The sequence below is a fragment of the Halomonas hibernica genome (assembly GCF_013183775.1).
In the GTDB taxonomy this organism is placed as follows: Bacteria; Pseudomonadota; Gammaproteobacteria; order Pseudomonadales; family Halomonadaceae; genus Vreelandella; species Vreelandella citrativorans.
In genome coordinates this window covers 1-11753 of the sequence record NZ_VIFN01000027.1, presented here as the reverse complement: position 1 = coordinate 11753, position 11753 = coordinate 1, and the positions used below count along the sequence as shown (strand labels likewise).

The window sequence follows — 11753 nt, the reverse complement described above, 5'->3', positions numbered from 1 at the left end:
TGGCAGGTGCTGTGTGAGGGATACGTTTATGCTGATTCTTGTGGAGGCTGAGTTTGCTCAGTGCTAGCTGCCATATTGGCCTATAGAGTGTACTGCGTTACTCAACCCCGGCAGCGCTGTGCGCTGCGTTGCGGGTGCCTCGCTTCGCTCGTTACGCCGCTCTACAGTTGGTTTCTCACAATGAGCGGGGCAGCGGTTTTGTGGGAGCTGAGTTTACTCGGCTATGGCGGCGCTAGCCGCCCTTACCCCGGCAGCGCGGGGCGCTGCTTTCTCAGTCAGTGCTTACCTTCGATACGCAGTTTTGCAATATCATGAATAGATAGGCCCGTCGCTTCGGAAATCTGCTCATCATTTAGCACTCCAAACGATTAGAGGTGGCGTACCGTTTCACGCTTTTCTTGTAACGCGTACTTCTCAGCCTCTTGACGACCTTCTTGGCGCTCTTTTTTCACCAGGTTTTCCAGGTTTTCTGCCAACATGTTTTTATCCTCCACCAGACTGGTGAGCGTTTCAAAATTAATGCCTGCGCCAAGCCGCTGCATGTGGCGCTTCACCCAGCGGGTAATGATTGGGGCAATGCGCGGTTTTCGAAGCGGAGCCAGTGGTTTTGTGGGAGCTGAGTTCACTCGGCGATGGCGGCGCTAGCTGCCCTTACCCCGGCAGCGCTATGGGGCTGCTTCACTCGCTCCTACAAGGGCCTGGATGGGGTTACTACTAGCGGCCTAGCTGGGCATCCAGCGCATCAAACTGCTGGGTCAGGTACGAACTCATGCTGTTCATCTCTGCCACCATAACATCCAGCTGGCTGAACTGGGCGCGGTAGCGGGTAAGAGTGCCTTCGATGCTCTTTTCCATGCGCGCATAGCGTTCATCCAGGCTTTTTACGTTGCTCTCAGCACCTGAAATGGCACCTTTAAGCACGCCGTTACTGCTGGTCATCTGATCAATGGAGCTGTTTAACTTACCGGCTAAACCACCGTCTTTATTATCGCCGGCAAAAAACGCGCTTAGCGCCTGCGGGTCATTGGCGATTAAGTTATCGAGCTTTTCATCATCAACTTCCAGCTTACCGCTAAGATTAGTGCCAGCCTCTAAGGTAATGCCCAGTTGGCTCAGCGTAGAAAGCTCGCCGCCCTCAACACCCCCGGTAAGCACGCTACGCAGCCGGGACTCAATTGTACGAACGGCACGATCACCCAGTAGCTCTCCTGCTGCTCCACTTTCAGCGTTGAAGCTGGTGAGCCCGTTAGTCGTATCTTTTAAATCGTTATACGCGTCGACAAAATCGTTGATCGCTTCGCGCTGTTTTAGGGTATCGCGCTCAATGTTGACGGTGCTGGTCGCTTTTTCGCCTTCGGCAATGCTTAGCTCACCCAGGTTAAGCGTTACCCCTTGAATAGCATCCTCCACCTGGTTACTGGCACTGGTAATCGTGATGCCGTTCACCGTTAAAGAAGCATCTTGCCCCTGCTGCTTGGCGCCAGCTTCTTCCGCTTCACCGAATGGGCCTTGGCCTTCTCCACCTACAAATTCAAAGCTATCAATGGATGCATCTGCACCCGTGGCTTTGGAACTGAGTGCCAAGCGGTAGCCTTCGCCGTCATTAATAATCGTGGCGTTAACACCGGCGTCTTTATTGGCATTAATTGCATCACGAATATCGTTTAGCGAGCTGTTGGCATCAAATTCGATATCGACCGGATCGCTCTCACTACCCGCAAAATTTAGCCTGATGGCGGTCGCACCGTTTAGCTCCAATGGATCTGAGGTTTCCTCTATCCCAGTAATACTCTCAGAGGCAAGCGAGCCGTATGTCGCGACCTGGCTAACTTCTACCTGGTAGCTACCCGGCATCGCGCTCGCCGAGGTAGTGGCTTTTATATCATCGCCACGCACATTGGCGGAAAGGCTTTGATAAAGCTTTGGGTCGTTAATCTTGGCCACCGCATCGTTAAATGCGTTGAGCGACGTTTGCAATTGCCCGTAAGCGGAAATTTTGGCTTCTTGATCGGCTTTTTGCTGCGTAATCGGCTCAAGCTTACCGCGCTCGGCATCTTGAAGCTGATCCAGCAAGCCGGTGAGATCTAACCCTGAACCAACGCCAAGGGAGGTAATCGTTGCCATCAGTACAGTCCTCGCAGACAAAAAACATGGATTCTATAAATACTATCGGCTGAAAAGGAATTAACTTTAGCCCCTGTGCGCTCGTATTTGATAAGTCATGGCCGCACTACTGAATAGCGCCCGCCCACCTCCTAAACCACACACTTGTGCTTTCAAACCTCACGGCACATTACGTATTGCTTATACAAGTATTGGCTGGCTGCCATCATTTGTATTTCCAGCCGTTCTAGTTGCAATAACTGGGCGCTAGAGAGAGCTTGATCACACTGCCCTCCTGATACGTCCTTTACATCTTCTGAAAACGCTTCACTGGAAAAAAACATTCTTTCATCCTCTTTGTGCATGCGGAAAAGAGTATTCCTTGTGTTTGTTTCACTTTTTGTACTCGTTAGCGTTTTTTTAGATGTTTCAGGTTCGTTTGTAACGTTTAAAGACGTTTCATTCATATCCAGCACGCCACCCTCCTTATCGCTAATCATTCATTATTTTTATGGCTATCGATGGTGCCACACGGTTATTACTATTTTTTATCGGCATCAGCCTGTGACGGCAGCCTGCTACTAACCACATTTAAAGCAAGCGATTGAACAGTTAAAATCCCGCACCCCTAAACAATCCCGATAAAAGCATGAATTCATTCGAATTAACGTTTAACAAAAGTTAACAATATATTTATTTACGACAAAATATCTTATATATTAGCGGTATACCGCATCGCTATCTTATCACCCGGCCGCATCATAAAAACAATACTCAACTGATTTTAATAGAAAAAAGCATTTCATGTAATTGTACATTACCTTACAGTCAGCAAAAACCATGTCTACAACATACTTTGGCTTTTAGCATGCCTACTTAATTTGTCATATTTGTGAAGTTTTGTTTTTTCTGCAACGATCTAAATTGTGCTCCTTGGGCCTTAGTCTATAGCTAATTTTATTTTCCAATGCACTGCAATAGCCTTCTCAAACATTATTTTTTCTCAATCGTATACCCCCGCATTCTCAGCGCGTTGATTATGTGCGCAGGCAATGAGTACCTTCAGCGCTCAACCTGGCCTTTACTACTGCTGCTCTAAGCAATAGAACTCGCCTTGCGATACCGGTGACGGCTTTGCGCACATTCCGGTGGTCCCGCACTTTTTTACTGAGCGATAACTGCTGTTCGAGGCAGACCCGACTACGTTTAATGCCTATAGCCGCAGGGTTATGGCAGTGATGTGGCGATAGTCGCTATATGAAATATTTGTTTGAAGAGTGAGGTTAATAACGCTTACGTCGTGCTTACCGCGTCACTTTTGTCACTCGATTGCTTAGGCAGGTGTGTAAAAAGCCCGCAGGGGGAATCTGCGGGCGTGCTGGCGGTCGCTTATGCTAGCGCAGGCCGAGCAGAGAAAGGATAAACAGTACAACGACGATTAGGCCTACGATATAGATAATATTACGCATGTTGGCACTCCTTGCTGGTTTGCGTTTTGGTTGAAATCAAAGGGTTGCTTACGCCCAGTAATGATTAAAGCCTAGCAGGCTTTTCAACCTTTTGCGTACTCACCACTATTTTCGTTTTAAAACAATACTTTACTCCACTTTAGGCACACATTATGTCTTGTTCTTAAACGCTCGCTATCCTAAATAACAAGGTGGCAAAGTCATCAACCAGGAAGGCGCGTTATGAAAAGGCTTATGCGAAGGTTTATCCAGGGAATGGGCTGCGCAATAGCGATAGGCGTCAGCCAAAGCATTGGCGCCAGCCCACCCGCGCCTGCTGCGTTTGCAGCGTTGGATGATGAAGTTGGCAAGCTTTCACGCCTTCACAGCGTTGTGGTCGCTTACGACGGCGAGATTATCCACGAGCTTCACCAGGGTGGCCCCGGCGTTGCGCAGCCTGTCAATATCAAGTCACTTTCCAAAACGGTGCTGGCGGCGATAACAGGCGCAGCCATTGAAGAGGGCATTATTGAATCCACTGAGCAGCGCTTGGTAACGCTCCTGGGTGAGCCATTGCCCGCCGGGCTGGACCCGCGCGTGGAAGACATTACCGTAGGGCATTTGTTGGCTCAGCAGGCGGGGCTTGAGCGTACATCCGGCGCTAACTACAGTGCTTGGGTGGCAAGCTCAAACTGGGTTAACGATGCCCTTACTCGCCCATTTGTCGATGAACCCGGCGGGCGGATGCTGTACTCCACCGGCACTAGCCACCTGCTTTCCGCAGCGCTTACCCAGGCAAGCGGTGAAACCACGCATGTGCTCGCGCAACGCCTGCTGGGGGAGCCGCTTACTATTTCGATTCCCGCATGGCCGCGTGACCCGCAAGGCATTTATTTTGGCGGCAACAATATGCAACTTTCGCCACGCGCGTTGATTGAGGTGGGCGAGCTTTATCGTAACGACGGCGTGATGGAGGGCGTGCGGCTATTGCCAGAAGGTTGGGTGGAGGCTTCATGGTCACCCCGTGGCATCTCTGCCTGGACGGGTGATGGCTATGGGTATGGCTGGTTTATTACCGAACTCGCGGGGGAAGCGGTGTATTACGGACGAGGCTATGGCGGGCAAGCGCTGTACGTGGTCCCTGAGCGCGATATGACCGTTGTGATCACCGCAGACCCCACGCCGCCCTCCCCAGGCGGCCAGTTTCAGCAACAGCTGCATCGCCTGCTCGAGGGCCTGCTCAGCGCACCTGAAGAGCAGTAACGTAAGAAGCTAATACGTTAGTGAGATACGCCGCCTCGTTCAGGCCCTTCTTGCGCTGTTCGGCGCTCTTCAACCTGTCCTTCAACCTGTAGTTTGGTGCGAATAAAATCACTGTGGCTAACATGCAGTAAATCGGCCAGCCGCCGAATGCGGTGCTCTTCAAGCGGGTCAACGCTGCCGTCGGCCCAGGCCAGCTGCCACATCAGCGCCACCAGCTCACAGCGCTGGTCGTAGTTATAGTGCTCTTTGATTAGGCTCACAAACTGGTAATGATCGACGGCCTCATCCACTTCTGCTTGTGCCAACGTCATCAGCTCTTCCACATCGCTTGTGCTGAGCTGGTAGCGCTCGGTAAGCATAAGGCGCAGCGCGGCAAGCTCTTCATCAGTGGTGTCGTAATCGGCGCGGACGATTTCACACAGCAGTGCTGCGGTGGCCAGTTCCAGGGTGAGCGTTTGATTTTCGCGCTGCTCGGGTTGCGCAAGCATGCGCTGGAAGAAATCACTAATAGCGTTCAGCATAAGGGGCTCCTGGGTTGCTACAGCATCGTCCTTACCTCAATCTTTCTTGGTAAGCTGCTCTCTTAACTGCTTGGGCACTTGCTTGATAATCAGGCGATCTTGAGTGGCGTCGTACTCGATGCTTGAGCCCAGCAGGTGGGAGTCAAAACTAATCGAGACACCGCCCGCTCGGCCGGTAAAGCGGCGGAACTGGCTTAAGGTGCGCTTATCGGGGGGAATCTCCGGCGAAAGCCCGTAATCGGCGTTGCGAATATGGTCGTAAAAGGCTTTCGGCTGCTGTTCGTCCACCAGCCCAGAAAGCTCTTCCAAGGTCATTGGCTCGCCTCGGCGAAGCTGTTCATTAGCGTAGTCCACCAGCGTGTCAGTTTTTTCTCGACTCGCCTCGTCGTCGAAATCCTCTTTTTCCACGTAGTCGCTGAAGGCCTTGAGCAGCGTGCGGGTTTCAGCGGGCGCATCGATCCCTTCTTCCATGCCCAACAGGGCTACCATGCCTTCGGCAAGCTTTTTACCACCACGATCTTTCAAGAAAGAGACGTACTGCGCGCCAGGCGACTCGCTCTGCCACTGGGTTAAATTGACCCGGGCCGCCAGGGTAAGCTGGCTGGTATTCAACTGCGCGGCAGGCACGGCCTGGTGGGTTTGGTTAATGCCAATGCCCTCACGCTGATGTACCAACGCGATAAATAGCGTTTCGGTATCCCCCTGGCGCATGTGCGCAAGCAGCAAATAGCCACTGACGGATAGCTGCTCTTGTAGCTCACGCGCCAGGCGCTCAGCAATTGCGGTTGAAAGCTGGGTAAAGTCCTGGGTACCCGCACTATAATCGCGCAGCCAGGCAACTAGTGGGCCAGCCTGCTCGCCCTCTTCAGCAAAGCGCCCCCAACCTTTAGCCTTGGTGTTATACGTGTCGTTCAGCGTATTCACCAGGCTTGTCATGGCCGGGTCATCACTTTCGGCAAGCGATGGCGCAGCGGTTAGCGTTAAGCGTTCACCGTCAAGCGAAGGGTCCAGGCGGTGAACAATGCTTTGCAGTAGTGGCATAAGGGCCTTGGCTCCTGGCGTCAATAAAAAGAGGTGCTATGCAAAAAAATACTGCGCGTTAGGGTTTCAGGCGATAGCCGGTACGAAATATCCACGCGATAGTGGCCAGGCTCGCCAGTAAAAACAGGCTGATCATGGCCACACTGGCCACCACACTGACATCGCTAATCCCGTAGAAGCTCCACCGAAAGCCGCTGACCAGATACACCACGGGGTTGGCGAGCGTGACGGTCTGCCAGAAAGGGGGCAGCATATCTATTGAGTAGAAACTGCCGCCCAGGAAGGTCAGCGGCGTAATGATCAGCAAGGGCACAAGCTGCAGCTTGTCGAAGCCATCCGCCCAAATGCCGATAATGAACCCCAGCAAACTAAACGTGACGGCGGTGAGCACTAGAAACGTCAGCATCCAGAAGGGGTGTGCAATTTCCAGCGGCACGAAAAAACTCGATGTCCCAAGAATGATCAGCCCCAATAGAATCGACTTCGAGGCTGCCGCCCCTACGTAGCCAATCACTATTTCAAGATAGGAGATGGGCGCCGATAAAATTTCATAGATACTGCCCGAAAACTTGGGAAAGAAAATCCCGAAAGAGGCGTTGGACACGCTTTGGGTCAACAGCATGAGCATAATCAGCCCAGGCACGATAAAGGCGCCGTAACTGACCCCACCAATCTCACTGATACGCGAACCGATAGCCGCGCCGAACACCACAAAGTAGAGCGAGGTTGAAATAACCGGCGACACAATGCTTTGCAATAACGTGCGCCGCGTACGCGCCATTTCTGCCATATAAATGGCGCGAACAGGATACAGATTCATGCACGCTCCTTAACCAGGTCGACGAAAATATCCTCAAGCGAACTCTGCCGTGTATGCAGGTCTCTAAAGGCGATGCCTTCACGCTCAAGGTTCGCTAACAGCGCTGATATCTTGTGGCCCTCTTCATCCTGACGGCCATCATAGCTGTACACCAACTCATGCCCATCGGCGGTCAGGCTTAACCCCGTTTGCTGAAAAGCGGCGGGTAGCGCCTTTAACGGCGTTTGCAGTTGAAGAATTAACTGCTTGCTGCCCAGCTTTTGCATCAAGGCCGCTTTCTCTTCCACCAGCACGATTTCACCTCGATTAATCACCCCGATGCGGTCGGCCATCTCTTCGGCTTCTTCAATATAGTGGGTGGTGAGAATAATCGTGACGCCACTTTCGCGCAGCCCGCGAACCACTTCCCACATATCCCGGCGCAGCTCAACATCAACCCCCGCCGTTGGCTCATCCAAAAACAGAATGCGCGGCTCGTGAGAAAGCGCTTTAGCAATCAACACACGGCGCTTCATTCCGCCGGAAAGGGTCATTAAGCGGTTATGACGTTTATCCCATAACGCCAGCGACTTAAGCACTTTTTCAATATGCGCAGGGGCAGGCGCTTTACCGAACAGGCCACGGCTGAAACTGACCGTATTCCACACCGTTTCAAAGGCTTCGTTGGTCAACTCCTGAGGCACCAGGCCGATACGCTCACGCGCCTGGCGGTACTGGCTAACGCTATTAAAGCCGTCAATCACCACCTCGCCCTGGGTCGGGTTGACCAGCCCACACACCACGCTGATCAGCGTGGTTTTGCCTGCCCCATTGGGACCAAGCAGCGCAAAAATCTCACCACGCTGAATGGTGAGGTCCACCCGCGAGAGCGCTTGAAAGCCGCCTTCGTAGGTTTTATTCAGGCCGTTAATCGAAATAATGGGGTCGTTCATGGCTTTCTCCTCACACCGCAACGTAAACGCCACGACGCTGGAGGCGATTTAACGCGAGATTAAACATGCGATTCTGTCTGAAAAGTGACCGAGCATAAGCGCTTTTCAGGCAGGACCGAATGCCAAAGCGACAATAGCCGTGCAGACGTCTTATCGTATTGCACGGCTATAGAGACGCAACGTTTAGGTGCGGTCAGTGATTTCGAGCAGGTGATAACCAAACTGCGTTTTCACCGGGCCGTGTACCTGACCCAACTCACCACTGAACACCACCTTGTCGAACTCAGGCACCATTTGGCCGGGGCCGAAGCTACCCAAGTCGCCGCCCTGGCGGCCAGAAGGGCAGCTAGAGTGCTGCTTGGCGACATCGGCAAAGTCACGGCCGTTTTCGATTTCCTGTTTAAGCGCTAAACACTGCTCTTCGCTGCTAACCAAAATATGACGGGCGCTGGCGTTTGCCATAACAACCTCCTGCCTGTATCAATGAAATGAAGCCGCTAGTTTATCACGCTCGCCTGGGCGGCGGGTGTACCTGCGACACAGCATGCTCAAGGCTTCCCAAGCGCACCGCTATAGCGTAACGCATCGCCTACTCGCGCCAACGCACGTTCATGGTCATTCACCGCTACCGGCCCCCGGCTGCAAGCAACGATCACCCAGGGGCCGTTAACCTCTTCACGCGTAGCAATGCCCGCATCGCAACTACGCCGATGCTGGGTACCGGTTTTATGCGCAAAACGGATGGTGTCACCCAACCCGGCCGTTAGTCGATTGCTGCCCGATGTTGTTCGCTGCATTATCTCCAGAAGTGCCTGGCTCGGCTGGGCACCTAAGCCACCGCTCACTGCCTCTTTATACACACTTGCCAACAGGTCGCCGTAGGCACGCAGCGTGCCGACGTTTTCACCGGTCGCCTCATAGGCATCGAACGCGTGGTCATAGTCAGGTTGCTTGAGCGTGGATGGGTCAACATCCAGCCGCCGAGCCAGCGCTGCCGTACGCTGGCCCAACCGGTGCTGGCGCAAGGCGATAAAATCCATGCCGCCCAGCGTTCGTGCGCCTGGGTGTAATTGCCCATAAACGCCCTGACGAACGCCAACCAGTTTGGTAATCGGGCCGATATCGTCAGGGTTGCCCCCACTATCCGCAATCATTGCTCTCGCCCGCACATTGATACCGGCAAGGCCCACGCGGTCAATCAACATATCGGATGCCGTGTTATCACTGACGGTAATCATCTGTTCAAGCAGGTAGCGAATCGAGATCGGCGTTCCCGGGTCGTGCCAGATCACCGGACCCGCGCCATCCACAAAGTCACTGCGCGAAAGCATTAAGCGCTCATCCAGTGACAGCGTGCCCGCTTGACGTTCGGCAAGCACTTGGGCGGCGATAGGCACTTTTACCAACGAGGCTAAATACCAGGGCCTGTCCGCGTGCCACGAGTAGGCTTCTCCGGTGGCCAGGTTTTGTACATACACCCCTAAGGTGCCTTCAAAGATGCCCTCAATAGCGGCGACTCGGGCATTCAAGTCAGCCTGCCATGTGCTCTGTTTATCGACCTCGTAGTACCAGTTCGTCTCAAAAGCCTGTACTTCAAGCTCCTGTGTCTCAAATTCCTGTGTTTGAGTACCGTCGGCATAGGCTGGCAGTGCCATTAAACACACTACGGCCAGCAGCCAGCGTTGCCATTGTTGCTGTCGTTGCAAACCATGTCCTCTTAGCGGTGCGCTGCGATCCAACGTGTCACCCAAATCCACACGGCGGCGCCCAGTATCAACACGCCGCTAATCGCCAGCGCCTGTGGATAGGTATACATGCCCTCGCCTTGCAGCAAAAAGCGCAGCACGAGAAAGATCATCACAATATGAAAAATAAACGCTTTTAGCGCGTCGCTGCCGACCACGGTGAGCGGCAAAAGTGCCCTGGCAGCAGCCGCTCCACCGGCCAGTGCCAATGCGAGCAAAATAAGCGCGCCACCTACACTAAACAGCATGAACTCCAGGCCAGGCGGATGTTTGCCTGTGTTATTGGCAACGGCCATCATGGCGGCATACACACGCTCATCCGCCAACGCGAGACCATAAAACGCCATTACCATTAACGCGCCTACCGCCAGCAGTATTAACACCAAGCGGCGGCGCAAGTGAGCCGTAAAGTAGCAGCGCAATAGCGCTTCGCCTACCAACAATCCCACCAGGATAAGGGGCGCCCGGCTAATCTGCCCCCAGGCATAGTGGTCCGGGTGGTCGACCAGTAAGGCTTTCAGGATATCGTTACCGCCAAAGCTAAGCCCTTGTAACCAGGCAGAAAGCGCGGTTAAGCCAACCAGTGTGGCAATCCGGCTCCAAAGAGGCGCCCGTGCCCATAGCGGTAGAATAAGCGGCACCCAAAGCAGGGCAATGGCATAAAAGCCTAAAATCTCGACCCAGATCCCAAAGCGCCCATAAAGCAGCGTATCGACAATATCGCCAGGGCTACTAAACGGCAGCATCTCGATAATAATGAGCGCTTTGTACCAGAACCACACTTCAATCGCGCGTAGCCATAGTTTAAGGCGTCGTTTAGGCCAATCATCGCTTTGGGTGTGAGAAAGAAAGGCCACTGCCAGGGCAATGCCGAATACCAAAATAAACAGTGATGAGGAAAATTTGGTTAATAGATGAATAGGCACCATGCCCCAGTCAGGCACATTACGTATGCCTATCAGCCCGCTAACCGTGTGGCTGACAATCATTAAGCCAATCGCAATGCCTCGCGCCAAATCGATAGCCGCGATTCGCCCTTCCGCTTTAGGAAGCTGCGGCGCCTCTTTCCAGTTCACCACGATACAAGCTTCCTTATAGTCATAACGGGCCAAGGGGTACGTAATGTTAACAATAGACGATAAGGCAACAACTTTTGCTTTGGGCTTTAAACGCAAAAATGCCCCGCAAGCGGCGGGGCATTTTGTGGCTCATCCGTAAGCCAGAGCAAGTGTTATTCCATTAGCGGGTTAATTACCACTGGGTGTCGTCATCGTCATCCGTGGTTTCGTACTCCTGCTCCTCTTCCTCTTCTTCATAGGTGAATTCTTGCTCTTCCTCTTCATACTCAGTGGTTACATCTTGATCTTGCTGATCAGTGTCATACGAATTAAAGCTGCCTTGCTCGTCCTGCGTCGTCTCTTCTTGCGGCACTGGTTCTTGCTCAGTACCACTTTCCATTTCAGCAAACGCAAGAGGGCTTGCGATCAGACCAAACGATACACCTAAAATACCTAGTTTTTTCAGAGCTTCCATTTTCATGTCGTGCCTCCTAAGTAATCTGCTTTCTGTTGCTTCGTAAAAATAAATCAAACAAGGAACATCTAGCCAAGAACCAACCATCATCCTGATGCTGCGTTCTTGTCCTGATTACTGCACGCGTCGTACCAGGTTTTTCTAAAAAACAAAAAACATATATAAAGTCAAAAACTTAAACTCAACAAGAGCATGCCAACCTATTGATTTTATGAAATATATTTAATAATTTACTGTTTAACTGTGGCACATGAGCCCGCTTTGGTCATGCCAGGTGCGGTTAATGGCTTCGTCATTTAGGTTTTAAATGAAAACGGGCAGCGACTGATCCACAAACACAATAGACC

The 11753-nt window shown here is 52.5% G+C and carries 12 protein-coding genes; 1 reads left to right on the top strand and 11 read right to left on the bottom strand.

The annotated features are described in order from the left end of the window. Nucleotides 1-368: 368 nt before the first annotated feature. From FKN99_RS17815 to FKN99_RS17525, 3 genes are all read right to left on the bottom strand, one after another. Nucleotides 369-542 carry a hypothetical protein gene (locus tag FKN99_RS17815; protein WP_216658158.1) on the bottom strand — a complete coding sequence of 58 codons (174 nt, stop codon included), beginning with the start codon at nucleotides 540-542 and terminating at the stop codon, nucleotides 369-371. A 172-nt stretch (nucleotides 543-714) separates the two neighbouring features. Next, nucleotides 715-2124 (bottom strand): flagellar filament capping protein FliD, encoded by a 1410-nt coding sequence (fliD, locus tag FKN99_RS17530; protein ID WP_172119072.1) that lies wholly within the window; start codon nucleotides 2122-2124, stop codon nucleotides 715-717. A gap of 152 nt (nucleotides 2125-2276) precedes the next feature. Then, nucleotides 2277-2579 carry a hypothetical protein gene (locus FKN99_RS17525; protein WP_172119071.1) on the bottom strand — a complete coding sequence of 101 codons (303 nt, stop codon included), beginning with the start codon at nucleotides 2577-2579 and terminating at the stop codon, nucleotides 2277-2279. Nucleotides 2580-3794: 1215 nt separating this feature from the next. Here FKN99_RS17525 and FKN99_RS17520 point away from each other — a divergent pair. Beyond that, a complete protein-coding gene (locus FKN99_RS17520) occupies nucleotides 3795-4814 on the top strand; it encodes a serine hydrolase domain-containing protein (protein ID WP_253927083.1) in 1020 nt (339 codons plus the stop codon). Nucleotides 4815-4831: 17 nt separating this feature from the next. On the opposite strand, the gene FKN99_RS17515 is transcribed toward FKN99_RS17520, so the two are convergent. The 8 genes from FKN99_RS17515 to FKN99_RS17480 form a co-directional block, all read right to left on the bottom strand. Next, complete coding sequence (locus FKN99_RS17515; RefSeq protein ID WP_172119070.1) at nucleotides 4832-5335, bottom strand: tellurite resistance TerB family protein; 504 nt, start codon at nucleotides 5333-5335, stop codon at nucleotides 4832-4834. Between the two features lie 36 nt (nucleotides 5336-5371). Then, nucleotides 5372-6376, bottom strand: a complete 1005-nt coding sequence (yejK, locus tag FKN99_RS17510) for a nucleoid-associated protein YejK (protein ID WP_172119069.1) — start codon at nucleotides 6374-6376, stop codon at nucleotides 5372-5374. Between the two features lie 58 nt (nucleotides 6377-6434). Further along, nucleotides 6435-7196: an ABC transporter permease gene (locus FKN99_RS17505; protein WP_172119068.1), complete on the bottom strand. Its 762-nt coding sequence runs from the start codon at nucleotides 7194-7196 to the stop codon at nucleotides 6435-6437. Next, complete coding sequence (locus FKN99_RS17500) at nucleotides 7193-8128, bottom strand: ABC transporter ATP-binding protein (protein ID WP_172119067.1); 936 nt, start codon at nucleotides 8126-8128, stop codon at nucleotides 7193-7195. The genes FKN99_RS17505 and FKN99_RS17500 overlap by 4 nt, the downstream gene beginning before the upstream one ends. Nucleotides 8129-8311: 183 nt before the next feature. Further along, nucleotides 8312-8590 (bottom strand): peptidylprolyl isomerase, encoded by a 279-nt coding sequence (locus FKN99_RS17495; RefSeq protein ID WP_087111190.1) that lies wholly within the window; start codon nucleotides 8588-8590, stop codon nucleotides 8312-8314. A gap of 86 nt (nucleotides 8591-8676) precedes the next feature. After that, nucleotides 8677-9834: a serine hydrolase gene (locus tag FKN99_RS17490; protein ID WP_253927082.1), complete on the bottom strand. Its 1158-nt coding sequence runs from the start codon at nucleotides 9832-9834 to the stop codon at nucleotides 8677-8679. Between the two features lie 11 nt (nucleotides 9835-9845). Continuing rightward, nucleotides 9846-10952 carry an acyltransferase family protein gene (locus FKN99_RS17485; RefSeq protein WP_172119066.1) on the bottom strand — a complete coding sequence of 369 codons (1107 nt, stop codon included), beginning with the start codon at nucleotides 10950-10952 and terminating at the stop codon, nucleotides 9846-9848. A 172-nt stretch (nucleotides 10953-11124) separates the two neighbouring features. Then, on the bottom strand, nucleotides 11125-11412 hold the full coding sequence (locus FKN99_RS17480) for a hypothetical protein (protein WP_172119065.1): 288 nt from the start codon (nucleotides 11410-11412) through the stop codon (nucleotides 11125-11127). Nucleotides 11413-11753 lie beyond the last annotated feature (341 nt).